The 25910-nt window shown below is 59.0% G+C and carries 46 protein-coding genes; 23 read left to right on the top strand and 23 right to left on the bottom strand.

Translation table 11 applies throughout. The features are described 5' to 3' along the window. Window positions 1-17 precede the first annotated feature (17 nt). The 19 genes from OIU19_RS03250 to OIU19_RS03160 form a co-directional block, all read right to left on the bottom strand. Window positions 18-629, bottom strand: a complete 612-nt coding sequence (locus OIU19_RS03250) for a putative metallopeptidase (protein ID WP_264233272.1) — start codon at window positions 627-629, stop codon at window positions 18-20. A 156-nt stretch (window positions 630-785) separates the two neighbouring features. Further along, window positions 786-1259, bottom strand: a complete 474-nt coding sequence (locus OIU19_RS03245; protein ID WP_264233270.1) for a hypothetical protein — start codon at window positions 1257-1259, stop codon at window positions 786-788. Window positions 1260-1338: 79 nt separating this feature from the next. Further along, complete coding sequence (locus OIU19_RS03240; RefSeq protein ID WP_264233268.1) at window positions 1339-1641, bottom strand: phage holin family protein; 303 nt, start codon at window positions 1639-1641, stop codon at window positions 1339-1341. After that, entirely contained in the window at window positions 1638-2027 is a 390-nt protein-coding gene (locus OIU19_RS03235) for a putative holin (protein WP_046854952.1), read from the bottom strand. The genes OIU19_RS03240 and OIU19_RS03235 overlap by 4 nt, the downstream gene beginning before the upstream one ends. A gap of 307 nt (window positions 2028-2334) precedes the next feature. Further along, window positions 2335-2958, bottom strand: a complete 624-nt coding sequence (locus tag OIU19_RS03230; protein ID WP_264233265.1) for a hypothetical protein — start codon at window positions 2956-2958, stop codon at window positions 2335-2337. A gap of 130 nt (window positions 2959-3088) precedes the next feature. Beyond that, a complete protein-coding gene (locus OIU19_RS03225; protein ID WP_264233263.1) occupies window positions 3089-3787 on the bottom strand; it encodes a hypothetical protein in 699 nt (232 codons plus the stop codon). Between the two features lie 112 nt (window positions 3788-3899). Next, entirely contained in the window at window positions 3900-4259 is a 360-nt protein-coding gene (locus OIU19_RS03220; RefSeq protein ID WP_264233262.1) for an endodeoxyribonuclease RusA, read from the bottom strand. Next, the gene (locus OIU19_RS03215; protein WP_054904553.1) at window positions 4256-4558 is read right to left on the bottom strand and encodes a nuclease domain-containing protein; all 303 of its coding nucleotides are present in this window, start codon (window positions 4556-4558) and stop codon (window positions 4256-4258) included. The genes OIU19_RS03220 and OIU19_RS03215 overlap by 4 nt, the downstream gene beginning before the upstream one ends. Before the next feature lie 91 nt (window positions 4559-4649). Continuing rightward, window positions 4650-5117 carry a recombination protein NinB gene (locus OIU19_RS03210; protein ID WP_264233261.1) on the bottom strand — a complete coding sequence of 156 codons (468 nt, stop codon included), beginning with the start codon at window positions 5115-5117 and terminating at the stop codon, window positions 4650-4652. Continuing rightward, window positions 5110-5448, bottom strand: coding sequence for a hypothetical protein (locus OIU19_RS03205; protein ID WP_264233260.1), 339 nt, complete (start codon window positions 5446-5448; stop codon window positions 5110-5112). The genes OIU19_RS03210 and OIU19_RS03205 overlap by 8 nt, the downstream gene beginning before the upstream one ends. Then, on the bottom strand, window positions 5445-5744 hold the full coding sequence (locus tag OIU19_RS03200) for a hypothetical protein (RefSeq protein ID WP_264233259.1): 300 nt from the start codon (window positions 5742-5744) through the stop codon (window positions 5445-5447). Before OIU19_RS03200 ends, OIU19_RS03205 begins: the two co-directional genes overlap by 4 nt. Before the next feature lie 187 nt (window positions 5745-5931). After that, a complete protein-coding gene (locus OIU19_RS03195; protein ID WP_264233258.1) occupies window positions 5932-6120 on the bottom strand; it encodes a hypothetical protein in 189 nt (62 codons plus the stop codon). Further along, a complete protein-coding gene (locus OIU19_RS03190) occupies window positions 6117-6278 on the bottom strand; it encodes a hypothetical protein (RefSeq protein WP_264233257.1) in 162 nt (53 codons plus the stop codon). Before OIU19_RS03190 ends, OIU19_RS03195 begins: the two co-directional genes overlap by 4 nt. Next, on the bottom strand, window positions 6278-7084 hold the full coding sequence (locus OIU19_RS03185) for an ATP-binding protein (RefSeq protein ID WP_264233256.1): 807 nt from the start codon (window positions 7082-7084) through the stop codon (window positions 6278-6280). The genes OIU19_RS03190 and OIU19_RS03185 overlap by 1 nt, the downstream gene beginning before the upstream one ends. After that, complete coding sequence (locus OIU19_RS03180; RefSeq protein WP_264233677.1) at window positions 7074-7880, bottom strand: hypothetical protein; 807 nt, start codon at window positions 7878-7880, stop codon at window positions 7074-7076. Before OIU19_RS03180 ends, OIU19_RS03185 begins: the two co-directional genes overlap by 11 nt. Then, window positions 7880-8119: a hypothetical protein gene (locus OIU19_RS03175; protein WP_264233255.1), complete on the bottom strand. Its 240-nt coding sequence runs from the start codon at window positions 8117-8119 to the stop codon at window positions 7880-7882. Before OIU19_RS03175 ends, OIU19_RS03180 begins: the two co-directional genes overlap by 1 nt. After that, window positions 8116-8841: a Rha family transcriptional regulator gene (locus tag OIU19_RS03170; protein WP_372353285.1), complete on the bottom strand. Its 726-nt coding sequence runs from the start codon at window positions 8839-8841 to the stop codon at window positions 8116-8118. Before OIU19_RS03170 ends, OIU19_RS03175 begins: the two co-directional genes overlap by 4 nt. A 428-nt stretch (window positions 8842-9269) precedes the next feature. Then, a complete protein-coding gene (locus OIU19_RS03165) occupies window positions 9270-9464 on the bottom strand; it encodes a hypothetical protein (RefSeq protein ID WP_016487783.1) in 195 nt (64 codons plus the stop codon). Between the two features lie 30 nt (window positions 9465-9494). Continuing rightward, window positions 9495-9698, bottom strand: a complete 204-nt coding sequence (locus OIU19_RS03160; RefSeq protein WP_161551469.1) for a Cro/CI family transcriptional regulator — start codon at window positions 9696-9698, stop codon at window positions 9495-9497. Between the two features lie 105 nt (window positions 9699-9803). On the opposite strand from OIU19_RS03160, the gene OIU19_RS03155 reads away from it, so the two are divergent. The 12 genes from OIU19_RS03155 (at window position 9804) to OIU19_RS03100 (ending at window position 18224) form a co-directional block, all read left to right on the top strand. Continuing rightward, on the top strand, window positions 9804-10481 hold the full coding sequence (locus tag OIU19_RS03155) for a helix-turn-helix transcriptional regulator (RefSeq protein WP_256806470.1): 678 nt from the start codon (window positions 9804-9806) through the stop codon (window positions 10479-10481). Further along, window positions 10438-11253, top strand: a complete 816-nt coding sequence (locus tag OIU19_RS03150; RefSeq protein WP_264233251.1) for a HipA family kinase — start codon at window positions 10438-10440, stop codon at window positions 11251-11253. The genes OIU19_RS03155 and OIU19_RS03150 overlap by 44 nt, the downstream gene beginning before the upstream one ends. After that, on the top strand, window positions 11234-12112 hold the full coding sequence (locus OIU19_RS03145) for a hypothetical protein (protein WP_264233249.1): 879 nt from the start codon (window positions 11234-11236) through the stop codon (window positions 12110-12112). Before OIU19_RS03150 ends, OIU19_RS03145 begins: the two co-directional genes overlap by 20 nt. Window positions 12113-12528: 416 nt before the next feature. Next, window positions 12529-12993 carry a hypothetical protein gene (locus OIU19_RS03140; protein ID WP_264233248.1) on the top strand — a complete coding sequence of 155 codons (465 nt, stop codon included), beginning with the start codon at window positions 12529-12531 and terminating at the stop codon, window positions 12991-12993. 305 nt (window positions 12994-13298) lie between these two features. Beyond that, a complete protein-coding gene (locus tag OIU19_RS03135) occupies window positions 13299-13727 on the top strand; it encodes a hypothetical protein (protein ID WP_264233247.1) in 429 nt (142 codons plus the stop codon). Then, window positions 13724-13915 carry a hypothetical protein gene (locus OIU19_RS03130; protein ID WP_264233245.1) on the top strand — a complete coding sequence of 64 codons (192 nt, stop codon included), beginning with the start codon at window positions 13724-13726 and terminating at the stop codon, window positions 13913-13915. Before OIU19_RS03135 ends, OIU19_RS03130 begins: the two co-directional genes overlap by 4 nt. Further along, window positions 13912-14127, top strand: coding sequence for a hypothetical protein (locus OIU19_RS03125; RefSeq protein WP_264233243.1), 216 nt, complete (start codon window positions 13912-13914; stop codon window positions 14125-14127). Before OIU19_RS03130 ends, OIU19_RS03125 begins: the two co-directional genes overlap by 4 nt. Before the next feature lie 286 nt (window positions 14128-14413). Then, complete coding sequence (locus tag OIU19_RS03120) at window positions 14414-15538, top strand: hypothetical protein (RefSeq protein WP_264233242.1); 1125 nt, start codon at window positions 14414-14416, stop codon at window positions 15536-15538. Window positions 15539-15545: 7 nt separating this feature from the next. Beyond that, the gene (locus tag OIU19_RS03115) at window positions 15546-16304 is read left to right on the top strand and encodes an ERF family protein (RefSeq protein WP_264233241.1); all 759 of its coding nucleotides are present in this window, start codon (window positions 15546-15548) and stop codon (window positions 16302-16304) included. A gap of 3 nt (window positions 16305-16307) precedes the next feature. Then, window positions 16308-16925, top strand: a complete 618-nt coding sequence (locus OIU19_RS03110) for a lambda exonuclease family protein (RefSeq protein ID WP_264233239.1) — start codon at window positions 16308-16310, stop codon at window positions 16923-16925. 8 nt (window positions 16926-16933) lie between these two features. Then, complete coding sequence (locus OIU19_RS03105) at window positions 16934-17446, top strand: hypothetical protein (protein WP_264233236.1); 513 nt, start codon at window positions 16934-16936, stop codon at window positions 17444-17446. A 232-nt stretch (window positions 17447-17678) separates the two neighbouring features. Beyond that, entirely contained in the window at window positions 17679-18224 is a 546-nt protein-coding gene (locus tag OIU19_RS03100; protein WP_264233234.1) for a hypothetical protein, read from the top strand. Here the strand turns inward: OIU19_RS03100 and OIU19_RS03095 are convergent. Then, window positions 18196-18600, bottom strand: coding sequence for a hypothetical protein (locus OIU19_RS03095; protein ID WP_114942612.1), 405 nt, complete (start codon window positions 18598-18600; stop codon window positions 18196-18198). The two genes, OIU19_RS03100 and OIU19_RS03095, sit on opposite strands and share 29 nt — an antisense overlap. A 113-nt stretch (window positions 18601-18713) precedes the next feature. Between OIU19_RS03095 and OIU19_RS03090 the strand changes: the two genes are divergently transcribed. After that, window positions 18714-19232, top strand: a complete 519-nt coding sequence (locus OIU19_RS03090; protein WP_264233229.1) for an NUMOD4 motif-containing HNH endonuclease — start codon at window positions 18714-18716, stop codon at window positions 19230-19232. Window positions 19233-19245: 13 nt separating this feature from the next. Continuing rightward, on the top strand, window positions 19246-19869 hold the full coding sequence (locus tag OIU19_RS03085; RefSeq protein ID WP_264233228.1) for a hypothetical protein: 624 nt from the start codon (window positions 19246-19248) through the stop codon (window positions 19867-19869). 59 nt (window positions 19870-19928) lie between these two features. On the opposite strand, the gene OIU19_RS03080 is transcribed toward OIU19_RS03085, so the two are convergent. Further along, on the bottom strand, window positions 19929-20198 hold the full coding sequence (locus OIU19_RS03080) for a hypothetical protein (protein WP_264233226.1): 270 nt from the start codon (window positions 20196-20198) through the stop codon (window positions 19929-19931). A gap of 217 nt (window positions 20199-20415) precedes the next feature. After that, entirely contained in the window at window positions 20416-20664 is a 249-nt protein-coding gene (locus OIU19_RS03075; RefSeq protein ID WP_264233224.1) for a hypothetical protein, read from the bottom strand. A gap of 75 nt (window positions 20665-20739) precedes the next feature. Between OIU19_RS03075 and OIU19_RS03070 the strand changes: the two genes are divergently transcribed. Further along, the gene (locus OIU19_RS03070) at window positions 20740-21663 is read left to right on the top strand and encodes a hypothetical protein (RefSeq protein WP_264233222.1); all 924 of its coding nucleotides are present in this window, start codon (window positions 20740-20742) and stop codon (window positions 21661-21663) included. Between the two features lie 46 nt (window positions 21664-21709). Here the strand turns inward: OIU19_RS03070 and OIU19_RS03065 are convergent, their stop codons facing one another. Beyond that, on the bottom strand, window positions 21710-22012 hold the full coding sequence (locus OIU19_RS03065) for a hypothetical protein (RefSeq protein WP_264233220.1): 303 nt from the start codon (window positions 22010-22012) through the stop codon (window positions 21710-21712). Between the two features lie 174 nt (window positions 22013-22186). On the opposite strand from OIU19_RS03065, the gene OIU19_RS03060 reads away from it, so the two are divergent. From OIU19_RS03060 to OIU19_RS03025, 8 genes are all read left to right on the top strand, one after another. Further along, entirely contained in the window at window positions 22187-22375 is a 189-nt protein-coding gene (locus tag OIU19_RS03060) for a hypothetical protein (protein ID WP_264233218.1), read from the top strand. Next, window positions 22372-22641 (top strand): hypothetical protein, encoded by a 270-nt coding sequence (locus OIU19_RS03055; protein WP_264233216.1) that lies wholly within the window; start codon window positions 22372-22374, stop codon window positions 22639-22641. The genes OIU19_RS03060 and OIU19_RS03055 overlap by 4 nt, the downstream gene beginning before the upstream one ends. Then, window positions 22638-23150 (top strand): hypothetical protein, encoded by a 513-nt coding sequence (locus tag OIU19_RS03050; RefSeq protein WP_264233214.1) that lies wholly within the window; start codon window positions 22638-22640, stop codon window positions 23148-23150. The genes OIU19_RS03055 and OIU19_RS03050 overlap by 4 nt, the downstream gene beginning before the upstream one ends. Beyond that, entirely contained in the window at window positions 23147-23539 is a 393-nt protein-coding gene (locus OIU19_RS03045; protein ID WP_264233213.1) for a DUF2591 domain-containing protein, read from the top strand. Before OIU19_RS03050 ends, OIU19_RS03045 begins: the two co-directional genes overlap by 4 nt. A 120-nt stretch (window positions 23540-23659) precedes the next feature. After that, a complete protein-coding gene (locus OIU19_RS03040) occupies window positions 23660-24067 on the top strand; it encodes a hypothetical protein (protein ID WP_264233211.1) in 408 nt (135 codons plus the stop codon). A gap of 52 nt (window positions 24068-24119) precedes the next feature. Further along, complete coding sequence (locus tag OIU19_RS03035; protein ID WP_264233210.1) at window positions 24120-24500, top strand: hypothetical protein; 381 nt, start codon at window positions 24120-24122, stop codon at window positions 24498-24500. Window positions 24501-24539: 39 nt separating this feature from the next. Next, window positions 24540-24785 carry a DUF4224 domain-containing protein gene (locus OIU19_RS03030; protein ID WP_085614919.1) on the top strand — a complete coding sequence of 82 codons (246 nt, stop codon included), beginning with the start codon at window positions 24540-24542 and terminating at the stop codon, window positions 24783-24785. Between the two features lies 1 nt (window position 24786). After that, window positions 24787-25848 (top strand): tyrosine-type recombinase/integrase, encoded by a 1062-nt coding sequence (locus tag OIU19_RS03025; protein WP_264233206.1) that lies wholly within the window; start codon window positions 24787-24789, stop codon window positions 25846-25848. The last annotated feature ends 62 nt before the right edge of the window (window positions 25849-25910 follow it).

Raw genomic sequence — 25910 nt, 5'->3', positions numbered from 1 at the left:
TCAAGGGCTGTCAAGGATCAAGCCGACTTGAGTAGACAGGTTCCGCAGGCCCTCGAAATGTTGATCTTGGCCACCTCAGGCGGCCGGCTTGCAGCGTCGATCAGCTGCTGTACGTCGTTGCTGGCACCGTAGCGCCTCACCACGCCGACGAACTCTTCGACGTCATGGCCACGCAGGTAGAGCTTGGGCAGCCCTTCCTGGGTGAACTTGGGAGCGCCATGCTCATCCGTCGCCTGTGCTATGTGGTACAGCTCATGCTCGACCAGGGCGCAAAACTCAGCGTCGGTGCATTGGGCGCAGTAGTCGGCGGCCAGGGTGATGAGATAGGCCGGCTCCTCGCCAAACCACTCCCGCATCTGCTGCTCTTGCCTGGCCTTCTGCCATCCACCAGCGCGGAACATCAGCTGCTCGGCCTGGCCCAGCACTACCCTGCCTTGCTTGGGGAACCCGCTGGACGCCCAAAGCACGCCGATGTTGGCGTCGATTAGGTGGGCATGCTCTGGGTTATGGATGTTGCCGGTGTCGGCCAGGATCTCGCTCTGAATCCACTGCCAAACTTCGGGCGCTGGGCGAAGTGTTAGGAAGACGCTTTCATGCTGAGAGGCTGACGGATATGGTCTAGTCGTCAAAATTGCCTCCTAACCTCAGAGTACGAGGACAACGCCTAGCTGGATCGCTCGACACAAAATAATTGAAACTAATAATTGGTTGTTTTGTGGTGCCACTTGCAAAGGAGAGGCTGACTTCCTCAGCCTCTCCTACCAGTCAACAATCGACTTGCTACCTCACGGCGAGGTGAGCTTGGTAGTGAACTCGATCAGTTCGTCTTCCTGCACTCCAATCTCAACCTGAAACGCATGGACAGCAAGAGAAAACTCTTTTACAAAGTCAACGAACTCGTCCCGCGTCATATCTACGACGTCATCTTTAGATACAGGGTACGTTTTTACATTTACAGCCTTCACGCCCCCCGCTGTCTTGCTTGTGAAGTACCGCCCGTGAGCAAAGGTGTTCCTGTTCGAGTCGCTGAACAGAATTTCAGCTTTCGTGGCGGTGAGCGCTAGACCGGCATGGTTTTTTGCTAAATCCTTCAGCAGCCCGATCTTCCTACCTAGCGTCTTACCTCCGAATTTCTCCGGAAAGCTTTCCAGAGGCGTATTGGTATGCTTTACAAACTGATAGTCCAGTAGCGACTCGAATCCTGAGAAGACGACCTGAAGCAATCCAAGGTGCGCCCATGTTTTCTGGCAGACTTCCATTCTGATGCCCTGACAAATTAAAGGGGTTTGATGGTGCCTTGCCAGCATCCAGCCTGTCTAGAGATGCGAGGCATCAGCACTATCGACGCCGCGACTGATCGAACAACCTGGCCACGTTGCCCTTCGAGCGCAGAGCCAGGATGAACAGAATCCCGAAGATCAGCGTACTGGGCACCGAGGTAACCGGCCACTGACCGTACAGCAGGATCGCGCCGATGATGCTCAGCCACTCCTGACCAAACAGGGAGGCCAGGCAGAAGGCGCAAAGGCTGGGCAGGAACTTGTAGCTCGAGCCGCCGCGCCGGTACATGAACGCGATGACAAAGCAGATCCCGCCGCAGAACCCGGCATGGGCCAGCGTGATGGCTTGCTCTAGGGTCATTGGCCCCCTCGCTTGGGGAACAGGCTGCCAATCGCTGCTGGCAGCTCGGTTACCCACTTCGGCAGTTTGCCGGTGTTGAACGACTCCAGAACGCTGATGCTCACCAGGACCGTGGCCAGGCCGCAGGCGAAGGCAGCAATGCCGCTGGTCTTCGTCCAGGCCTGGGCCAGGATCTCGGCAGAGCCGTAGTAGCCACCGATCCAGCCGACGAGCAAGTACCCGAGGCGTTGCCACAGGTTGATGTCCTTCGCCCAGAGGATGAAGAGCAGCGCGCCACCGAAGGCGCAGACAACAGCGTTGAGGTCGATCGTGGGGAGGCAGCTTGCGAGGGCTATGCCGCCCAACCCTACAACCGTGCAAGCTGCTGGGGTAGCGGCATCGGCCATGTTCAGTCCCTTAGTGTTTGTAGCGAAATGGCGCCGGGCCGCGGATGTCGAGGCCGGTGGCGAGTGCCCATAGCGCGAAAAGGAGGATGCCAGCGCTCAGTGCGGCAGCCAGGAATGTAGCCCGGCGCTCTTGGGCCGAACCGTCGGGCCTTTTAAAGCCCTGAATGATGAAGACGCAGCCAAGGAAGACGTTGGCGCTGATGTCGCGGCGTAGGGCCCAGGGCGAATGCCAGGAGGCTCCAGGCGGTTGATGGCTTCATCGTCATACCTGCAGGCGTAAAAAAGCCCTGTCAACGCAGGGCTTTACTCAACCTTCTCGGCGCAACAGCTCAGATCGCTTTTCAAACTCTGATTTCGTTGAGAGCCAGTACGAAAAGAGGTCATCAAAGTGGTCATCTGCATTCATGGCTCGAGGCATGCTGGATAGTCGGTATCGCGCCCTCATGCTCTTTGAAAGCAGAAAAGCTTCATAGCCAAAGTATCCCACCATTTTCGCTTGATGCCCCTCAACCCTGGTTGGATCTAGTTCGTCTTCATGGATGGCCGCAAGGTACTGATGAGCAACTTCTTTCTCTGTGGAGAGCCAAGATATACGGCATGCATCCTCTGCAGACAAACGCTTAAGAGTCTCTTGCGGAAACAGAAAATCTGGATAACTGCAGCTTGGCCACATCTGGTAGTGAGCTTCGGGAGTAAGGCCTGCTGAATCCTCGTAGTAACGCCTTACATTCTTGCGAGACTCCAACACATACAAATCAAGCATCGCGAGAGCTTCAATCGCGGCGTACTTGGCCTCGCGACGGCGATCAGAGCGCTTGTTCCAGGAGTCTTTTATCCATCCCACAATGCCTGCCACCACACCACTTCCGAGAACAATTTTTCCAACATCAAGCCAGGAAATAGCTATCGAAGCGGTTTGTACTGGTTCCATAGGATGCCTAAGTAAAAAGCCCGGCTATGACCGGGCTTTGTGGGCCACTCCTCAACACGCGAAGGAATGATAGGATGGAGCAAATTTACGACGTGGCGACATGATATTGCAAGCCCTTTTGAGGGGCTTTTCACGCAGCCTCGCCGGAAAGAACTCCAACTGCCTCCAGCATGTGCTGTGCCTCGACCAGAGCTTCGTCGACCATCGACTCGAGGGAATCCTTGATAGCCTTGTTCCAGCGTTGGTATGTGCGCTCGGTCAGGCCCTGGGAATCCCAGTTGGTCATGTCGTAATTCGATTCGGCGAGCACGATCATTTCGCCAGATCGCTGCTCAGCAACAGCCCTGGCGTGAGCATTGGCCCGTTCCACCGCCTGACGAGCCGCACGGTTACGCCACTCCAGCTTGCAACCATCCTTGCAGCCGCAGTCCTCGGCGCATTCCAGTGGCTTGACCGGTTTGGCCTGTGTCGCAACACGTTGCACGCCCTTCTTCTGCTCCGGCACGGCCCAAACCAACACCGCCTGCTGGGTGAACAGCTTAGGTGCCGGGGTAGGCACCACGGAAACCAGGCGGCCGATTGAATCGATCTTGCGCCCACGGTGGGTGCTGTACTTCGCCACCAGCGCGTTCCAGTGTCGAGGGCTGAGCTGTGCGTGCAGAAGCTTGTGCACAATGGAATCAGCCAACAGGGCTGCATCCTTCCCTGATATCTCGCCCTTGAGCTTGCTGGTCTGCACCCGCGGCTCCACATTGCACCCGCCCGCGCTGTTGATTGTCTCAGCCGCCAGGGCGCGGACAACTGCCGATACCACGTTCTGGTAATTCATTCCCCACCCCCTACACGCTTGCGGCTAGCCGCGATCTTCAACCCCATAACCAAGGTCAGCAGGCATACAGCCACCTGGAGACCGAAGAATGCACATCCGATTAATCCCCAGTTCATGCTGCTTGCTCCTGTGCCTGGATGCGGACGCGTACAGCGCCGCCCTTGATCGTTTCCTTGCTCACCCTGATCTGGGTGGCGAACACGTTGTCGTCGATGCCCAGGGCATCTGCCAGGCCGTCACGGCCCGCCTTGAACATTGCCAGCAGGTTGTCGTCGTCGCGCCGGCGGCGATCCGGCGGCACGAACTCGAGCATGAGCAGCGCGCCACCCTTCGGCGCCTGGATACCAGCATGCTTGGCGAGCAGGTGGCAGGCTGCGCGGTAGGACTTGGCCGCCTTGCTCTTCTTGGTCCAATGCACTCGGGCATTCGGGCTGCATGCGGCCGGTGGCCACGGCAGTATCAGTTCCTTCATGCAGCCCCCTTCACGGTCAAAATTCCGGCCCGAATCAGGGCCTCATGAGTCTCAGCGATTGCACGAGGCATGTCGGACCAGTCCACCTCGCCCTTGCCGCGACCGTCGAGCACGTCGTGACAAGCGCTGCAGGCATAAACCGCCACGGTGTCGAAACCCTTCATGCCCATGCCCTTCTGCCCGCATGGCAGGTGGGCCAGCACGGTAGTCTCCGGGTTGAAGTTGCAGATTCCGGGAATGCGCACGGTGCAGTCCTGGCCGCGGGCGCTCTCGCGCACCTTCTTGCTGACTACGCGCATCACTTACCCCCCATAAGCAGGCCGATCAAGCAGGCGATTAGTGCGGCGAAAGGCTCACCGGTGAGAGCCAATATCAGAGCGATGATCCAGATCATGCCGCGGCCTCCCACTGCTCGGGCATCTGCCCTTTTGGCTCGCTCCAGCGAACCCCGCGCTCGGAGCCAAACACGTACATGCACTCGATAACGTCGCCCAGCTCAGCCACGGACATCCGGCGGGTGCTGACACCCAACATCACAACGCCGCCGTTGATGCCGGAGGCCATCCGCACCTCTTGGCGGGCAGCAGCGGTCATCAGTGCCTTCCAGTCTTCGCTGTCGAGCTTCTGCATGACGCCGTTCACCGGCCACTCAACCTGGCGGGAGATGTCGGCCAACATGGCCCAGAGTTTTGCGTTCTGTTCCAGGGTTCGGCGGGACTTCACCTGGCGGACGATGATCTCAATAGCCCCAGACACGGAGAGCTCAGTGGCGAACAGGTACGCCAGCCTGCACGCGTCACGCACGCGGGACGGACCGGACGACCAGAAGTGCCGCGGCTTCGCGATAACCTCAGCCATTGGCCACCTCCTTCTTCACCAGCGGCCGCTGCTCAACATCCAGAACATGCCGCAATGTCTGACGGACCCAGCCAGGCATACCCACCTGGCCAAGGTTCAAGTGGTGGATCATCCAGCTGATGGCCCGGAAGTACTGCGCGCTGGAGTGGCGTATCTTGCGCAGGTCTTCGCCCTGGGCCTTGCACGAGCCGCGGACACTGGCCAGGTTCTGCTCGATCAGCTTGATGTAGTCCTTGGCGCCGTCGAGCTGGCGGTTGAGGCGCTTGATCTCTTCGTCCTGGGCTTGCAGGCGCTCGACCAGAAGGGTCGAATTTGGGTTTTGAGTGGTCATGGAGCCACCTTCAGGCCCTGGGCCTCGATCGCTGCGCGGCAGTCTTCAATTGCTTCGTCGTAGTGCTCCGCCTCGGGCCGAACAAAGCCCCCTTCGGTGGTGTTGTGCGCGCTGATTCTGGGCGGCAGCTCCACCATCACGGCCTCGCGGGAGGCCTGCCAGGCCCACCACGCATCCTTCACTCGGGTGTTGCAGTAATCCTCAGGGTCGAGGCCGCTTCGCTTCAGCGCGATATCGCCATGCTCTGGATAACGGGCTCGCCATGCTGCTTCGAACTGCTCGCGCATGTTGTTCATTTCCGCTCACTCCATGGGCTTGTGTGATCAACCACAATCACGAGGCAGCCTTTACCCTTGCAGGCTCGGCACTCTTCGAAACCGATGCGCAACGCGCGGGCACCAGACCCTTGGCATACCGGGCAAATTTGCTCTTCGCCCAAGGCTTCTTGAACGGCCTTGGGCATTTCTCGAATTCGATTTCCCATCACACCCCCTCCCCGGCCGGCTGCCCGGCGCGCTCAAACTCAACGTGATACCCACGCTTCTGGGTGCCATCAGCCATAACGACCCGGCGGTCTGCGCCGGTCATGCGGACGATCTCTCGGCCTTCCACGACCTGCGCGAAGCCCTGGCTCTTGAGCTGGGCGACTGTGATTTCTTGTGCAGGGGTCATTTGCACTCCTCCAAGGCCGCTTCCAAGCTGCGCTGTTCACCTACGATCCGCACGCAGACCAGGGCGAAGCTCTTTCCCATGCCAGCAGCGAACCAGTGGCTCGCCAACAGAGCGGATACCATCACCACTACCCAGATGAACTCCCTGGGCTTGCGCATCAGATGCCCTCCTTGCCGCGATGTGATTCCCACTCGAACGGGACAACGATCATTCCACCCTCGCGCAGACGGTCGACGCAGCGTTCGCCCATGGCCGCCGGCAGCTGCTCGGGTCCCAGGTTGGAAATCACCACGGTTGGGCGCACCTGCTCGTATCGGCCGTTGATGATCGCGAACAGGGTCGTCAGCTCGAAGTCGCTCGGCTGCTCCTTGCTCACGCCGACCTCGTCCAGAACCAGCAGGGACGGCTCGATCAAGCTGGCCAGAATGCTTGCCTCCGTCGCCTCGCTGGAGCGGTCGTAGGTCGCTCGGATCGCCTGCAGGATCGAGCCGACAGTGCGGTACACGGCTGAATGTGAGGTGTTGCGCATCAGGTCGTTTGCCATGCCAGCGCCCAGGTGGGTCTTGCCGGTACCGGGCTTGCCCAGCAGCACCATGCAACGGCCGGTCTCGGCGATCTGATCGAATGTCTTCACGTAGTGCCGGCAGAAGCGGAGAGCCTCGGCCTGGCCCTTGTGGTCGGCCTTGTAGTTCGCCAGCGAGCGATCAGCGAAGCGTTTCGGGATCAGCGAGTCGCCCAGCTTGCGGGAGATCGCCAAACGAACGTTCAGGGCCTGTTCGGCCTCGGCGCGGGATTCGCGCTCCTCCTTGGCGATTCGAGCGCATTCAGGGCAGTGGCTTCGCAGAGCCTTGCCCATCAGCATGGTTACCTTCTGCTCGAAGGGGCCGTGCTTCTCACACTCGGCTGGCTGGATGCGGGCAACGACTGCGCCTTGATCGATCTGGACGACTTTTTCAGAGCGCATAGCTGCCGTCCTCCCGACGCTTCAAGCCTGAGGTGTAGTCGCGCTCAGCGAAGCCGTGATGACGGCTGGTGGGCAGGTGGTGGACGTTGTCAGCAGGAACCTCGACCTCGTCCTCCCAACGCTTCCCGTTGAGCCAGGTGGCCGCGTGCGGGATGAATTGGCCTTTGTCCTTGGTCCAGCCAGGCAACAGGCAATGCTTCGCCAGAGCCGTGACGATGGTGTCGAACAACTCAGTGGTCAGCTTGAGCTTTGCCCAGGCTTTCTCGGCTTTGTCCTTCCCGACTTTGCGCGGGTACAGCTTCCAGAACCGCGAAAACAAAACGGCGGAATCCACCGGCGCGGGCGACGAGTTGAGGGAATCAGGAATCAGGAATCCGGAATCAAGAGAGAGGGAATCAGCAGGGAAAGAACTGTGCGAGTCTGGTGCTTGCACCGTGCTTCCCTCATGCTTTCCCTGGCATGCGTCTACTACGGGCATTTCAGGGATAGTGCTCTTCGCCTCTTTGATGTGCGGGTTCTGGTGTTTCGCCCAATTCACCACCTGGATGGCCTTGAGCTCGCCAACGGTGTACCTCTTGATGAAGCCCAAATGATCCAGGTCGTCGAGCATACGATCGAGGTCGACATTGTCAGCCGGGAACAGGGCCATTTTCAGGCGGCGCGGGCGATCTTCCAGGCGCCCCTCCCGGTCAGCTTCGGTCCATAGCCCGATGAACAGGAGGCGAGTGGCAAAGTCCAGCTCTGCCAAGTGTTCGTTCGAGAAGAACCCTGGCTTGATATTTCTTGAACGGGCCATCATTGGGCCTCCAGCTTGGTGATTATCTCGCGGGCAGTTCGCACTGCCGCGTCGAGAGACTCATGCCCAGGCGGGATTCCGTTCTCGAGCAGCAGCACGAGATCCTGAGCGGCCTCCATAAGCTCGGTGTAAGCACAGTAATCACCCACTCCAGCAGCAGTGACCCGGCCTCCAACGACTTGCATGCCCAGGCGTATCGGATCGACAGGATTTTTTACAACGATCGTCACGAGCTTCATGGGCGACCTTTCCCTACAAGCTCCACCAGTTCATCGAACCGCTCGACATACCAATGAGGCTGGGTTTCGCGTGGACTGTTAGGGCTGGTTAGGTTCTTTCCGAAATGAAGGCCCTTTTCAGTGATCGCCCAGAACTCCACGACGCCGCGCTTAGTACTGTTTCGCTGGCATTTCTTGATGATCCCCTTTTCGGCTAGGTACCGGTTGAATACCCTGGCCGTGCTGCGAATGCCCCGATCTTTCAGCAGATCAGTCAGAGGCAGGGTTTGCATGGATGAGCCGTCAGTAGCATCTGGAGCCGCATCGATGGCGTAGCTAGGCAAGAAGCTGGATTCCAGGCCGTTGTTGGCGGCGATCCTGTTCAACATGGCCATTTGGCTGGAAGGCGAAGGCTTGAGCAGGCGCGTGTAGCATTCAAAAATCGCGATCTCGCCGTTGACCTTGGCGCCGTTCACCTTTTTGGCCGGATCAAGAACTATCGTCTCAAGCTCCCGCCAGCGGCGAATTACGCGCATACGCAGCATGGCGCTGTAGCCAGTCAGCAGGCACTCAGTGTGCTCACGGTCGAGGAGGTATTCGGTTTGCCTGCGATTGCGGCCATCCAGGTAAATGTGAGCAAAACTGCTCACATCGACTTTCAGGTCGGAAGCCATTGCCTGGATGTCGCGCTTCACGTCTGGATGGCGTTTTCCGGTGAGTTCGGAAATCTCTCGCGAACTCATGGTTTGCCGCGCCACGTTTTCATTACCTTCATTTTGTGGCGCGGGACTGATGAGCCCCTTGCCTGAGAGTTTCGATTCAGTCATGATTCACCTCACAGATGAGTTACCGCTGTACTTAGAAGAAGCCGCCCCGCCAGGCGGCTTTTTTGTGTCCGCGATTCGGCGGATTCGCTAGTCTGGGCCTTCATCAGTCCCTCCTTTTTCAGGCCCTATTGAGTCCTGACTCCTTTGTGGCACCGGAAGGTTTCGGATTTTTCCGGATCCCCTCGGCCTGGTCTTCTCGAAGAAGCGCTCTGTTCCAAGCTTTGCGGCGTACTGCTCAGGCGACATGCCTGCCTGCTTCGCCAGTCGCACAAGCTTTTCGTAGAGGCGTCCATCGATCCCATGGCAGATCGTGGTTTCGTGCACGTAGGCCTCCTTCCGGGACTTCAGGCCGTCTGGCTTTTGTCGTTAACATCGCTCTCGATGATGCTTTCCAGTTTTTCCTCGACGCACATGCGCACGAAGACAGCCAGCTGAAGCTTGTGCAGCCGAGCTACGGCCTTAAGCGCCTCATAGGTCTCCTCGTCGTAGCGCGACTTAATCTCCCGGTCTTTCAGGTGACTTTGGTCGTGATAGGCCATACAGGTACTGCTCCTTGCGGTTGGAATTGGTTAAGCGGCGTTTCTTTTCGCGGACTGGACCGGAAACGGACGCAACTCTTCTGCTGTGAAGGCGCCATCAGGGCCCTCATTCACGAAAATCGATCTGCCAACTCGAAGAGCTTTGTTCAGGGCTCCCTGAGTCATGCCGAGCAGGCATGCCGCTCGGGTCTGCCCCTGCTCATCTGCGAATTGGCTGAGAGGTATGCGGCGCATGTCATCGCCCTCAGGTTGTGTTCGGCTCAAGATTATATCCAAGGGATATTTTTATCAAGCCCATTGGAAATAGCAAAGTATTTCCAATGGCAATAGGATTGCGGAATGACGAGATCGAGCACTGACCGGCGAGAGCTGGAAGACTGGGAAAAAGCCGAGTGCGCCGCCCTTAAAGAGGCGCTTAGGGTTCACAACGCCTCTTTGCCGAAGGACATGAGGCTCACCCAGGACAAACTGGCCGCAGAGCTAGGAATGACCCAGGGGAACCTGAACGGTCATCTGAACGGAAAGAGGCCGCTCAATAAGGAAATGGCCGCAAAAATCTACTCCCTAACTGGAATACCGGTTGGGAGGTATAGCAAGAGACTGGATGCCGAGATCAAAGCGATAGCCTCAACGATGTTCCCAGAGGGCTTGCCGAGAGAGCCAGAAACTACATCGCGATGGGTTTCGCATGCGGACGAGCTGCTTCTAGAGGTCACGGCTGCCATTTCTGTGATAGCTGCTCAGGCTTCGGCAAAAAGCCTGACTCGGAGGCAGGTTGAGACCCTAATCAAGCTTCGCAATGAAATCATTCACATGAATGGTATTGAGCCTGGAACGAGCTTTTCAGGCCATATCGCAGGCCTTATCGGGGCAGCCTTCAAGGCTGCAGAAAGCGGAGGCAGCCCTGATGACCTCCTCTCCATGGTTAAGCATGGAGAAACCAAAGAAAATCTGAAGGAACAGGGCAGCAAAAATGTCCATGCTCGAAACAAAAAAACGGGTTCCAAGCCAGATTGATCTAGGGCTGTTCCTAACAGGTAAGCGTGTGTCGGACCCATCGGTCTGTGGGCAGCATCCCCTTTACTATGGCACCGTCCAGGTAAAAGGTCGCGAACGATTCAACGCCTACGTGAAGATGCTCCCAGCAAAGCTGATTTACGCAGAGGTGCTGAGCTCGCTCTTAGGGCAATCGTTGGGGCTTCCGATCCCCGTAACGATTCCCGTATATGCACGCGGCCAGACGGTCGGTACCGCATCAGACTACGAGCTCTGCGTAGCGAGTCTGGACTGCGGCGCGGCACCTATCTCTCGCATCGCCAGGCTAGATGATGTTAATGACCTGCTTAACAAGTGGGCTCACGTGCGTATGGCTATCGTGTTCGATGAGTTGATCGCCAACGGGGACCGCAACCTCCGCAACATTCTCATGGGCGCCGATGGAAAAATTTGGCTCATTGACCACGAGGAAGCGCTACGTCACCCGATTGTTCGAGCGCATGAAAAGGTCCAGAATTACCTACTTGCTCGCTTATCCGAAGACTTGGGCAATTTCGAGCTTCGCAGGACCGAGCAGCGCCTGAAAGAGGAGGCCCTTTGCCTCTCTGAGATCGACTACCATGCTCATGGCAGCGGGTCTCTCCCAGGCCCATGCAAGGTCACTGAAGCTCACGTTACCGAAGTAATGCAGTTCCTACAGGACCGACTCAGCCATATGCCTGCGCTGCTAGAAAGCGGCCTAGGACTCCGCCAAGTTCACATAGATCTATCCAATGAACGTCCACGTGCCTGATTTTGAGGGAATCCCGGAATTCCCATCCTGCGAAGCCCAATGGGCTCCAGTCTATCTCGAGCCCGTCGTCGAATCCGGCGAGCGACTGACCATAGGAATTGTGGCTGCGGCAAACGGTCAAGTTGCTGGCGAGCTGACCATCACTGATAAAGCGCTTCAATGCCTCTACGGTGACTCCGCTCCTGGTATGAAGGCTATGATGAGCCTCGCGCTTACCAAGGCTATGCGCCATGCAAAACGGGGATTCATCAAGGGCCAAACCTCAGGCATTCACGGAGTGATATTTGGTGAGGCTCGCGAAGGGATTGGTTATGACCTGCAGGACGTCATCTCTCAAGGATCCGATCTGTGCTCAAGCCTCAGTCATATTCATGCGGAGGGAGGAAAATCTAGCCATGATCGCTCTTCCTATTGGAAGCGCGTCTGCAAAGCAATGGAACGGGTTGACGCCGGCTTGACCCCTTATTTCAATGCTATGGTTGACGTGACGATTCGCGGAGCATCCCTTTCTCTTCAGTGCGACTACTTCTCTTCAAGGGTAGCGGTGAACGTTTGTAGCATTTCTCCCAACTATCGCCTTGGGTCTCTATTCGAAACCGCTACAGCGAAGGTTTTCAGGCTTGAACAGCTCAAGGACCATGATGCCCTTATCCGACATGAGCATCGCGCTGCAATGATGCTGGTGGTTCCGTATGAATCAAGCATTGAGTCATCGAGGCCGACTACCAGAAAAAGCTACAACGAACGAATTCTGCAGCTCCAAGACATGGCTGAGAAGAAGGGTTTTGACCTGCTCACGGTTCACAGCGCATTCGACGGTGCGAAAGAAATCCAGAGGCTGGAGCGCGCCGTAGCTTAGCCCTTACGGAATTACTCCCCCCAAGATGAGCCCGCCTAGCGCGGGCTTTTTCATTCCCAAAGAAATTTTTATATCCAATGGAGTTGACCAATGTATATCCCATGGATATATTTATCTCCATCGAGGCGCTACACAGCCCCTCGGGAGGCCCTCAAGCCTCACCGCTCTTTAACAATCAGCGCAACAACCAACAGACCGCATTGCCTCTACCGGCGACCGGCGCCAGACAGCCCCGAAAGGCTGCCCACGACAGGGATCACCCTGTACGGCTGACGAAGGTGAAACGCCTTAACCGAGAGAACGACCCGGGCATGCAATGCGCCCCGCCATCCCGGCGGTAATGGGACAGCAACACAGACGATTCCCCGGTGCGCCTCAAGCGGGGCGCATCAGGGGGAATCCACTGGAGAACACGCATGAAAATCGTAGATGCCGTTACCAGCGTTGAGCTGAGTTGGTACAACCGCCGCTGGAACATGCGGCTTCGCGGCGATCAGAACGTCCGCGACGAGATTCAGGCCGGCTTGGTCTACGACCGCTTCGGTTCGCTCTACCTGGCTCAGGGCGAAGGCCTTGTCGATTACTGCTCTGCCGGCAGCGGTGGCGCTTGCGGCGGCAAGTTCAAGATGCGCGACGGCAGCGTCGAGGAGGTCACCGGCGCCTGGAGCAGCAATCCAGGCCACGTGCTTAAGGCCTCTGGCATCGACACGGTCTCGACCAGCTTCAACGGCTTGGTCATTTCAATCTCGCTTGAGGCGCTTCGCGAGCTTGCTCACCGCTTCAACTTCGTGATCGATGAAACCACGGACGCCTATCGGTACAACGTTACGCCGGTGCCGCAAGCGGAGAAGATCACGCTGGAGCGGCGCTACTTCAACTGAACAACCAGCGCCACGACAGCCTGTCGTTAACTGCCAGATGCCCTGCTCCCCATCGCAGGCTGCATCGGTGGCCACTCTGAACGCGAGTTGATCGCCGCGAATTGTGAGCGTGGGTAGCGTCTCGCCCGTTGGTGAGGTGTCCCGACACCCGGTTTGCCCCGGAGAGTGGCCACCGATGCATCCCGCCCCCCCTTCCCTTCACCCCGACCGCATTGGCAGGCGCCAGGCCACCTTTCACGGTGGGTTTGGTCACCCGCGCCTGGCTCCTGGCCAATGCGGCCGCACACAACCACCAGGAGGACGCCATGGGCGCACTTCGAGCAGCACAGTTTGAGTACGACCACCGGATGCCGCCGGCGGTGAGCGACGATGAATCCGCCCAGGCGGAGTGGATCGAAACGCACGCGGCTCAGCTGGTCCTGGGGTATCGAGTCAGCTGGGGTTACCGCGGCGAGTGCGGCGAAATCACTCAGGCAGACATGGCCCGGGCGGTTCAGGACCACCTGAACAATCGCCAGATCGACGGCCTGGACCAGCAGGACGCCTTCGGCAAGTTGGTCATGGCGGGCATGGGCACCGGCAGCTCGGGCTTCATCATGGAGCTGTGCAGCTACCTACTGGGTGGGCCTGGCGTGCTCAAGGACATCGCCAGTGACTTGCTGCGCCCGATTGCCGCCAAGGCTGTAGCCGCAGAGCGGGACAGAGTGCTGGATGTTCAGGAGTGTGGATTTTGAGTCCGCATGTCCTGATTGACCAGCAGCTGGATGCGTTCATGCATCCCGCCACATCACTCAGCTGGGGCGCAGATATCCAGCGCCAGCTGACTGAAATGCTGGCCGACCAGCGCATCACCATCGAAGAGTTCAACCACTACTGCGGGCGCCTCAACAAGATCGTTGATGGGCGCAAGGAGGTTGCATGACCACGCCTATTTTCCCGTCGATCATCGACGAACAGGTGGCCGAGGCTGCGCAGTCCCTGCCAGATGACCGCATCCTGCTGGTGTTCAAGGGCCTGACCATGGCGGACGCCATGAATCAAGCGCGCCTGGCACACATCGAGAACCCGGCGGCCTGGTCGGGCCGGGCCTACCTCTGCGGCATGTGCACCTTGGCCTACGAGGTCCGGGCGTGACTGGGTACCAGCGGGCCCGCCGATTCGCTACCTGGCGCGGCAGCTTCATCGCCCTCACCTTCTGCACCGGCTGGCTCCTCCTGAGCGCTCTTGCCGGCACCATCACTTCTTGAATTCACACCCGGCGCACGGCGGGCCTTCGGGATAGCCGTACCCCTTCGGGAGCGTAAGCGGCGAGAGCGCGCAAGCATCCGCCGCAGCCATGGCCTGGAGCGTACCTCCGTGCCTGGGTGAGCTGGCATTTCCCCTTTCAACTGACGGCGCCGGCCTGGCGCGAGGTTTTCTAATGTCCGCAGAACAGAAACTGATCGCGATCGAAGAGATCAGCGAAGACAACGCCCCGGCCATCTACGTGGCCGGCGGCCTTCAGCAATTCATCGATCTGGTTAAGGGTGAGGTCCTGGGCGAAGTGCCTGATCTGAAAACCCGCAAGGGCCGCGAGCGCATCGCCAGCCTGGCTGCCAAGGTCAGCAAGTCTAAGACCGCGGTCGAGAAGCCGGGCCGCGACTACCTGCGCCGTCTCAAGGAAATGCCGAAGGTGGTCGAGGCTGAGCTGCGCGAGTTCGTGACCAAGATGGACGCACTGCGGGACGAAACGCGCCGGCCGCTCACCGAGTGGGAAGCCGCCGAGGATGCACGCATCGACCGCCACAACGACCGCCTGAACTGGCTGAAGACCCTTGCAGATGACTTGGGCGAACTGTCCTCGCTGCATATCAAAGGCCTGATAGCTGAGGCGGAGGGCATGCAACTGGGCGCCCACTGGGAGGAATTCGAGGCCGAGGCCGGCGCCGTGAAAGATAAGGTGCTTACCGCGCTGCGCGCTGCTTTGACCAAGCGGGAGGCATTCGAAGCCGAGCAGGCAGAACTGGCCCAGCTTCGCGCACAAGCCGAAGCCCGAGAGAAAGCCGACCGGGAAGCTGCCATCGCTCGCGAGGCGGCAGAAAAGGCCCAGCGTGAAGCTGATGAGCGTGCCGCCAACGAACGCGCAGCAGCTGCCCGCCGGGAGCAGGAACTGATTGACCAGGCAGCTGCGCAAGAACGCGAAGCCGAAAACCAGCGCCTTCAGCTCAAGTTGCAGGCCGAGCAAGCAGAGCGCGCTGCCGCTCAGGCCGAAGCCGACCGCCAGGCAGCGCTGCGCCAAGCAGAGGAAGAGCGCCAGGCAGCGACACGCCGGGCCGAAGAAGCAGCGGAGCAGGCCCGCCAGGACGAGCGCCGCCGTGCCGATGCAGCGGCCGCCGAGATCCTCCGCCAGCAAGAAGCCCGCGAGCGCGACCAGGCCCACAAGGCAAAGGTCATGGGCGAGGCCAAAACAGCTTTGATGACATTGAGCATCACCGAGGAGTTGGCAAGGGCCATCGTTCTCAAGATCGCCCGCCGCGAAGTACCGAACATCACCATTAACTTCTGAGGTCGCTATGAGCAACGTAGCCAGGGTCGAACCCCAATCCCAGTCGCCGGCTGTAGCTGCCGAGTCGGCGACCATCCTGCAGATCATCCAGCAGGTCGCAATGTCGCCAAACGCAGACATCGACAAGATGGAGCGATTGATGGCCATGCACCGCCAGCACCAGGCACAACAGGCTCAGCAAGCGTTCGATGCCGCTCTAGCGGCAATGCAAGAAGAGCTTCCTGTTATCCGTGAGCGCGGGGCCATCAAGGACAAGTACAAGAACGTCCAATCCACCTACGCCCTGTGGGAGGACATCAACGAAGAGCTGAAGCCCATCCTGGCGAGGCACGGCTTTGCACTCACCTTCCGAATTCCACGTACCGACAAAGGCATCGAGGTTGAGGGGGTGCTTAGCCATCGCGATGGACACAGGGAAACGACCTCAATCCTGCTGCCAGCCGATGCTACTGGTAGCAAGAATGCCGTCCAGGCCGTTGCCAGTTCGGTTAGCTACGGGAAGCGCTATACAGCAGGTGCGCTGCTGAACTTCACCACAACCGGCGAAGACGATGACGGCCAAGGGGCTGTTCCTACGCAGGATCCTGTCGAGCCGGTTATCACCCCGCGACAAGCAGCACAGCTCGATGCGCTGCTGAAGAAATGCAGTCAAGTGTTGGTCGACCACTTTACGGCCAAGTACGGCTGCGCCGCCAACGTCTACAAATCCGAGTTCGATGCTGTGCTCGCCCGCCTCACCAAGTCGGCCAACCGTCCGCAGGAGTAAACCATGCAGATCATCTCAGACGTCGAACAAGGTACCCAGGCCTGGCTTGACCTGCGCCTTGGCATCATCACCTGCAGCGAGCTTGACTGCCTGCTGGTTAATGGCAGGGGCGAGGCTGGCTTCGGTGCCGGCGCCTTTACCTATATGAACACGCTGATCGGCGAGCGCATCACCGGCGAAGCAGCTGACCCTTTCAGCGGCAACCGCCACACCGAGCGCGGTCATGAACTGGAAGGGGTTGCGCGGGACCTCTACTGCGACAGCGAAGAGGTAGAAACGACCGAGGTCGGGATCATCCTCAACCACGGAATCGGCTACTCGCCAGACGCCCTGGTCGGCGATAAGGGCCTCACCGAGATCAAGACCAAGCTTCCGAAGCTGCAGGTCGACGTGATCCTGGGCGGCGAGATCCCGAAAGAGCACGTCGCCCAGTGCCAGGGCGGCCTGTGGGTGTCGGAGCGCGAGTGGATCGACTTCATCTGCTACTGGCCGGGCATGCCGCTGTTCGTTAAGCGCGCATACCGTGACGAGGCGATGATCCGAAAGCTGTCGGAGCGCGTTAAGACCTTCTACGAAATCCTCGACGAGCGCATGAATCGGGTGCTCGGCATCGCAGCATAGGGGGCAGCATGAACCCATCAATCGACCTGGAGGCCGCCAAAGCGGCCTTCTTTGCATCTGGCGGTCAGCTCGTTGTTCTGGAGGGCTTCACTTACCAGCCTCTACCTCAGCGCAAGCATCCAGATCCAGCACCCAAAAGACGACGTGGACCACAACCAGTGCAGGATGGCACTAGGCAGGAAAGGGCCAGGGCGCGAGCCGAAATGGTGGCGGAGATGGCTAAGACCATGACATGTCGCGAGGCTGCGCAAGAGCTCAGGGTCTCCCAGTCCTCGCTTTGGGACATGGCAAAGCGATTCGGTTTTGCGTTTGTTCCAGGCAACCGAGGCAAGCACACACCAAACGCGAATGCTGAAGAGCGCGATGCCATGCTGGCAGAGCGTATCCGAGAGCTTCTTGCCTCAGGGTCATCGCGCAATAGCGCTGCGCAAAAGCTTGAGATTGGACACACCACAGTCAATCGGATCGCCAGCAAGTACGGAATCGAGATTCCAAACCAGAAGCGCTGGGCGAAATCATGAGCAAGCGTGGCGTTCACCCAACTATGTATTACCTAGGGCGAGAATGTCGCCGAAACGGCGGCGGAAAGCTGGCCAACCCATTCGCACCAACCACGGTAAACGGTTCCTGGTTCCTTGCCGGCTGGAACGACATGGACATGGAGCTATCGCATGAAAATGAAGCGCGCCCTACAGCTACACAGGCGGCGTGAGCAGTTCAACCTACCGCCAAGCGGATTGAAGGAGGTGCCGTATGGCGATGACATCGCAAGAGCGGGACAGGCGGCGGCGCGAGAAAGCCGAGCTCCTACAGGAAGAAGACCTGCGCTTGAAGGTTCGACCAGGGACTAAACAGGCCCTGCTGGAGCTGATGGAGTGGGCCGGGATCGAGGAACAGGGCGAGGCGATGACGCTGATGATTCATCACATCGAAGCGCTCGGGCATCACGCCTTGTTCCGGATCGCGCGCCACGAAATCGAAGCTCACAGATCTGTGGCGCGGACTGAGCCAATTCGGCTTTCAGCCAGGAAGCGGACTGGGCAGCACCTGCGGGCGATCTGCGGCTGGGCTGACGCAACATACAGCCAGATGATCGAGGCTTTGATTCACGGCATACACGCGCTGGGCAGGCTGCACGCGGCGAAATTTCTTACCCCGCCGCGACACGAGATCAGCATATCGCCGCGCCTGGCTCTGGCCTTCGACCGGAAGAGCATGCTGATGATTCAGCAGGATCCGGGGGATGAAGTGATCAAGCCGGCACTGGAAATCAGTTCAAGCTATTTGCAGCATCACTGATGAAGCGGCGCAGCCTTTCTTCAGACAGCTTATCCGCACCACTCTCATACATCTCGATTTGAGCGGCAGGCTGGATTGCAGCCCCAATGTTGGGCTGCTGCTTACCACGGAACCCGGCTTCAGAGTGAGCGTCCACGGTGAACGTCGTGACATTTAAGCCAGCGTGCTCAACCATGCTCCGGAAGTACATCATTGCCGGGATCACGTGGTTGAACCAATCTTCGGAAGGGTTCTCGCTACCCAGCGCTGGATAGCGCCAAGCAGAGCCGCCGATGTTCTCCCATCCAAGCCTTTCAAAGGCCGCATAAATTCGATTTCGGTCGTTAGAGTCTCTGACCGAAGCATTTTCTATGTCGAATGTAATTGTGATTGGCATATGACTTCCTTGACCCGGCCCCATGCCGGTCACCCGTAATACCCCATCCCAAACCAAATTGCCACCATGCCGCATCCGGCCACGGAGGGCGGCGCATGCTCGGGAGATAACCCATGCATCCAGAATGGAGGCCGGTTCCCGGCTTCGAGTCATCCTACCTGGTCAGCTCCCAAGGTCAGGTCAAATCGGTAGCCCAAGGCGTAGGCCGAGTGCCTGAACGTCTGCTGAAGCAGTTTGCCGACCGGGGCGGATACATGAAGTTGGTGCTCTGCATCAAGGGCCAACGGACCAATGTGTATGTCCACCGCCTCGTGGCAGAGGCGTTCCTGCCAAACCCGGATGGCCTTGCTCACGTCAACCACATTGATGGCGCCAAGGACAACAACTGCCGTGAGAACCTCGAATGGACCTCATCCGGCGAGAACAACATCCATGCATGCCGAGTGCTGCTGAAGCGCGTGCGCCCAGTGGTTGCTGAAAGCACCAGCGGCCCGGTATCGCTCTGCTACCCGAGCATTCGCCAAGCCCTGGAAGATGGCTTCCATCGCGGGTCAATTCAGCGATGCATTGAAGGCCGGCGCCGTCGTCATGGCGGATATCGCTGGCATGACTGCATGCCAATGAAGGCGTGAAGAGGAGAAAGCCATGACCCAGTTCTACCTGCAGGACAGCCGTACCGATGTCGGGGATGGGCTGATGTTCTGGGCCTTGGGCGGCGGCTACACCACCAGCCTCGGCAAGGCCGAACTGTTCACCCAGGAGCAGGCCTGCGGCCACCGCGATACCGACATTCCCTGGCCGAAGGACTACGTTGATGCCCGCGCACATCTCGGCGTCGACCACCAGTACATCAGCCTGGACGAAGCCCGCGACCACCTGAGCCCAGGATGCATTGTGGTCCTGCAAGTGCCAGGGCGCTGGAACGGTAACGACATTGCATTTGCCAGGTGGCCAATAGGTCACACGTTCCGATTCGAGAAGGCACACCCGCTCACCCTTGAGGCCGCTGAATCGATCGGCAACACCCCAGAGGAAGCGGTGATCTGGCCGTTTTCTTACCTTGAGGCCAAGGCCAGGCGTCTGGTGCACAAGCGGGACGTGAATATCAAAGAGGCCCTGCAAGGCACCGGCATTGAGCTGGTGGTGCCAAGAAAGCAGCGCAAGCCCTGGGAGCGACCGCTCAATTGCCACGGCTGCGGCCGCTTCATCAGCTGGGACGGCCGATTCCTCAACGACTGCCAGAACTGCGGCGCGAACAACTGCCCGTGACGCTCCGGCGCTGCCCGCCAGCGAAAACCTGATCGGGCAGTGCCAGCTAACCGGCTATTTTATTCGTCCCGGTGCCGAGCGCAGGAATAGCATTCATCGGCGCAGTTTTCGGTGACAACCTCCTTGATGAGATCCGTCATTTCTCGTCGGCTGTCGAAAGCACCTTCGAGTTCACCGCTAGTGATTCGTGCGTTTCCGAGCTTATAAGCCTCTTCGATGTCGTTTGACCCTTCGGTGTATGTCCCATCGTGATACTCGCACTCGTCCAAAACGCCGGCGTCAACGGCGATCCGAAGTGCCAGGTTTCTTTTATCTTCCATCTCTTCCATGTGTCTCTTCGCAATACCCATAGCTTCGACCTCAAATTGATTGCGTGATGTTGCCGCAAATCTTTGCAACAACCGTTGGCGCGCCGAGCCCCTGAAACCTCCCAGCTACAGCGCACGCAATCAATACCCCACTTCAACGAGTAACGCCACCCAAGCGCTGCCCGCCAGAGCCTTCCCCTATTCAACGATAACGCCTCCCCGGCGAGGGTGGAGACATTCAGGCCGCTTGGATCTCGAGCCCGCCTGAAAGAGTGATCAAGTTTTCAGCACTGACTGCCTCAACGGTTTCTACCGCTTTTAGCGCCTCCTCGAAAGCGCGCTCGAGAGTTGGATAGCTCGGATTGCGAATCACTGCATGAAGAGAACGCTCATCTCCCCGCTGAACGCCAAGAACCGCGTAGTAGCCGCCCTGCAGTTGAGAAGCGCCAGCCCAAATAGCTGCGCCCCCGACAAATTTAGTGCTCATAAACACTGCTCTGTGGTTGTGAGCTGCTAGCAAAGCACATCAGCAGCCGAATTATCCAGGATCCGAGGATTTACGATGCCCACAGAAAACCAAATCGATTGCCCAGCACTGCACAAGCGCAGCGGTAGCTACCCCTTCGGAGATCGAGTGCCGCGCACGGTCCGGATGCTGAAGACCGTCACCGCCGACCCTATGCCGGGCATCGGGCTCGCCTACATCAAGGGCGATGCGCCGGTGGCGAAGGCAGGTCAAACCTATCCCGTGTGGACGAACAGCCATGGCGCCGTCACAGCAATCATGGAAGACGGTACCCGGCTCGGACTGCGCCCCGCAGAGTTCAAGGTCGATACCTGGCACCACCTTGCACCTGAGCCCAGCCCACAACACGCCGAGCCTATAGCCTGGATGGTTGGTACAGCCATCTGGTGGACCAAAGAAGAGGCAGAGCGGGATGCAGAGGCGACTGGGCTGCCGGCGGTGCCGGTCGGGCCGATGTTCGATACCGGCGAGGTTGAGCGCCAAAAGTCCCGCGCAGACACCAACGCCCTCAACCATCGCCACGCCAAGAACGCCATAGGCGACATCAAGGCATACGTCGAGCGCCTTGTCGCGGCCTCCAATGGGCAGCCATCCGTGGCCACCGGTTACCTATCTGACATCGTCGCGTTCATCGTTGAGCGCACCAAGGGCGACCCGACCGCAACAAGCGATATCAACGCCCTACGCCTGGAACTCCAAGAGTCGCGGCGCAATGAGTTCAATACGTGCACCCAGCTGGCTGGGCGGGATGCGATGCTACGGAAGATCAGTGGCTACCACTGGGCCAACGTTGACCCTGAAGAGAGAGCCAAAACCCGCGCCGAGCTGCGCGACATGCTTTCCGCCAGTGCGGGGCATAGCGCGCCGTCGGAGGTAGACGAGCCAGTGTGCAAAGGCGCTTGGCAGCTCGGCACCGCGTGCGGCAAATGCCGTCGCTGCCAAGAAAACCCTTCAGTTTGACCATAGGAGTACTTCTGTACTCCTTACGCTGTAACCCCTCTCCCCTCTATTTCGAGCAGGTCGCAGCACGAGGCGTGCTCCGGGCACCCTCAGTAGCAACCCGGCGAGCAAGGCCAACGCCCCACGCCATTGCCCTGGTCATTGACTCGCCAGGGCGAGAATCAAAGGCCTCTTCATGCAATGGCATGCCTGAAGGCGCATAGACCCCAATAAACATCTGCGTGTTGCCTATCCGCGACAGTCGCACCTGGACATCTATGAATGTTCCGTCATCCAGTGTTTCGTCATGAGTCCTATGGTGAAGCGTCGGGTCAGCCCAAGACCAAAAAACACCACCGCGAATTCTCATGTCGTCCTCCTTCGACTTTAGTTGTATGCACTAAGCCACCATAGTCCTCCACAAGCGGCGAGCAACCACTTTACGCGGGGTTGTGAGCTGAATCGGACCACCGGACCTAAACCCTGTACCTCACCATTTCCCTTGTACAACTTTCAGCCGCGATATGGCGGCCAAGGAGTGCCTGTGCCAAAAACAATCATCCTGACCGGAAGAGCCATCGTGAACTTCAAAAGGGTCTTGCACGACGTGCCGGACGACGAAGTTCAGGAGCTTCTCGAAAGCAACGACCTGAGGGAATCGCAGATTGATGACGACGATCTCCGCGACATCGAGTGCATCCACGACGACGTGACGATCGAGGTGAAGGAATGACCCGCCTCGCCCTCTGCCTCCTGCTGCTGGCCACCGGCGCCAGCGCAGACCCTAGCGAAACAAAAGGCCTGCCCTATGTCTTCCAGGTGTTTCACGACGACCAGCGCGCAGTGACGTGCTGGTCCTATTTCGGCGGCTTGAGCTGCATCCCCGACAGCCAGCTGCAGGCCGGCAACCAGCGCCAGCTCTCCCCGCACGAAACCCAACCCGAACCTACACACGCTCTGGCGCCTGGGCGCTGGATTGATGAGAGGTATGAGCTGTGACAGAAGACGAAATCATCAAGCTGTCGGCCAAGGCCCTGGGCTTCGAACTGGAGTACCGGCGCGGCAGTGACGCCTTCTACTACGACGATCCCGAGACAGGCCGCGAGATTTGGCTGCCGATGCAGGATGACCGGCAGACAATGCTCATCATCGCAAAGCTCAGGATGGACATCTGCTGCTTGCATCACCTCGCTCGCGCCACAACACATGTTCCTTATGTCGGCTTCAAGCAAAGTGAGGTGTCGCATGCAGACGAACCCGGCGCGCGGATGAGTGCTCTGCGTTTGGCAGTGGCGACAGTTGCGGCCAAGTATGGCCAGAGAATGCTCAATGGCGGCACAGATGAGCGAATTCTGGGGCACTTGCTTCGCATTGAGGGCTCAACTGCCCACGCAATGCGCGGCGCAATCCGAGAGTCTCGCGAGGAGATCAGTAAGGCGTGCCAGCGCCTGAAGCGGAAGGGCCTGGTGACAAACAAGGGGCCTTTCTGGCAGGCGGTGCAGCGATGACCGACCTGATCGAAGTGAAGACGGCAGACCTGGTCGGCGAGCAGCTGGGCTGGGCCGTAGGCAAGGCGGAAGGCCTAGATGTGCTCCTCGCCCCACCCATCTACGGCAACCCGTGGCGGGTGTTCGTCCGCTACACCGGCGAGGTCACGATTCGCGAGGTGCGGTACAACCCGTGGGATGACTGGGCGCTGGGCGGGCCGCTGATCGAGAAGCATATGGTCAGCCTTCATTGCCCACAAAGCACTGACGATGTTTGGGCTGGCTGGGTAATCACCGACAAAGGGGAGTTTTGCCAGGCTGGTGACAGCGCTCTGATCGCCTCCTGCCGCGCCATCGTCGCCGCCAGGCTCGGCGATACCGCCCAAGTGCCCAAGGAGCTGATGCCATGACCTGCACCTGCCCATCCGGCGACGGCTCACTGCGCTGGCCGTGCCCGGTTCATCCGTCCAAAGAGGAACGCAAATGATCGCCCTCGCCTACATGCCCTACCTGATCTACAGGGGGCCGCGATGAGCCGAGAAGTGACAGAACTGGACTTCAGGAAGCCGGAGTTTCGCGACGCCAAGGTTGAAGATTACGAGTTCCGCGAAGACGGCGCTCTGGTCAGGAAAGACCGCTGGCAAACCGGCATGTGGCGAGTTGCATCGCTTGTCGGCCAATCGCGGGGCGGATTCGAGATCGACGCCGTTGTCGAGAAGATCCGCAAGCTCGCAGGCAATTGGTGCCCGCCAGATCCAGAAGAGGATCCTGGACTGGAGCGGATCGACATCCGCCTATCCTGCGGCAGCGTCCTGGCCAACTGCGAGCGCACCGGCCCATTCGCCTATCGCTGGCCGTTCGGGAACATCACCTTCACCAGCAAAGACTTCGGCGCCGACATCATCGAGTGGCAAGAGTCGACCGCGCCACAAGCCTAACCCATCCCCCTACTACTCAAGCCCGCCGACATGCGCGGGCGAGGATGTCCGCATGCCTGAAATCAAGTGCGATTACGGACACACCCAGCGCATTGGAACTGATGAGTGGATCAGCCAGATGTCGCTGGATCAGATCCGCTACGCCCATCAGCAGATGGCCGAGAAGATCCAAAAGGTTGAGACAGGCCCAAGGAGGACTGTCTGGCTAGTTGATGACGGAATAACCATCGCTGGATTCTATCGCGAAGAAGCTGCCGAGGAGGCTGCTGATCACCTGCTGCAGATCTTCAAAGAGGTGTTCCTGCGGGAGGTGAAGGACTTCACCGGTGCGCACGGCTCAATCCACGAGTTCAAGCAATCACTTCCTCACATCGAGCCAAGGCGCGTAACGCAGTTCGAATACGACAACGAGTGGTTCCCGGCCAAGTCCTGACCACCAACCTGCCGCCACCGGCGGCGTGGAGACCATCCCATGGAAACCGAGATCCTTTCGGACGAAGAGCTGGCCGACCTGACCGGCTACAAGGCCAGGGGCTGGCAGCGCCGCTGGCTCAACGAGCGCGGCTGGCACTTCGTCGAGAGCCGCGGCGGCCGGCCCCTAGTGGGTCGCCAATATGCCCGCATGAAGTTGGGCGTAACCCTTGAGGTGGTGCCGCTGGCACCGCCACCCCCGCCCCCCGTGCCAGCTTGGACGCCAGACTTTTCAAAGGTGAGGTGATATGCGCCCCCGTAGCACAGAGAACAGGGATTTGCCGCCGGGCGTGTACCGGCGCAAGCGCACCAGCAAGAGCAAAAAGAACCCAAACAAGGCGTGGATCAGCTACTACTACCGCGACAAGGACGGCAAGGAAATCGCCCTGGGCACGGACCTCAGTCTGGCCAGAATGAAATGGGCCGAACTGGAAGCCCGGGAAAAACCGCGTGACTTGCTGCTGATGGGAGCGATCTTTGATCGCTACGAGCGAGACATCATCCCCAAGAAGGGAGAGCGTACGCAGAAAGACAACCTCGCGGAGCTCCGCCAACTGCGGCCATTCTTCGACAAAGCTCCCATCGAGGCCATCACGCCAGCGCTTGTCGCCCGGTACCGGGATGCACGATCGGCGCCCGTACGCGCAAATAGGGAGATCGCCTTGCTATCCCACGTATACAACACTGCACGTGAATGGGGGCTCACCTCCAAAGAGAACCCATGTCAGGGAGTCCGCAAGAACAAGGAAGTGCCCAGGGACTTCTATGCGAACGATGCGATCTGGAACGCGGTTTACGCGAAAGCGGTGGGTGAGCTGAAGGACGCCATGGACCTGGCGTATTTGACGGGCCAGCGTCCGGCGGACGTGCTGGTGATGAGAAGGGATGACATCGAGGATAAAGCCCTCGGCGTGAAGCAGAAGAAGACCCACAAGAAGCTGAGAATCATGCTCGAAGTGGATGGGGTCGAAAGCGGCCTGGGCGCCTTAATCCGGAAGATGCTGGAGCGGAACGCGCCGCACGGTTCGCCGTATCTCTTGCTTACCGAATCGGGAAAACGCGTCACGGCCGCCATGCTTCGCCATCGCTGGGACGATGCCCGAGAGGAAGCGGTGAAACAAGCGGTAGCCGCAGGCGACCAGGTGCTGGCTGGCCGTATTAGCCAATTCCAGTTCCGTGACATCCGCCCGAAAGCAGCATCCGAAATCGTCGATGTCGACCACGCTAGCCTGCTGCTGGGCCACACCAAGGGCGACATTACCGAGCGGGTATATCGTCGAGTTGGAGCCCTGGCGAAACCGACCAAGTAAGAAAGTATCGGAAGCGCTTCCGAAATAAACCATTCCCAAGGGTGTTCCCATGGGAAGTTTTC

Source organism: Pseudomonas sp. BT-42-2 (genome assembly GCF_025847435.2).
GTDB lineage: Bacteria > Pseudomonadota > Gammaproteobacteria > Pseudomonadales > Pseudomonadaceae > Aquipseudomonas > Aquipseudomonas urmiensis.
Note: the sequence above shows the minus strand (reverse complement) of the source record. Positions and strands in the feature narration are given on the sequence as shown.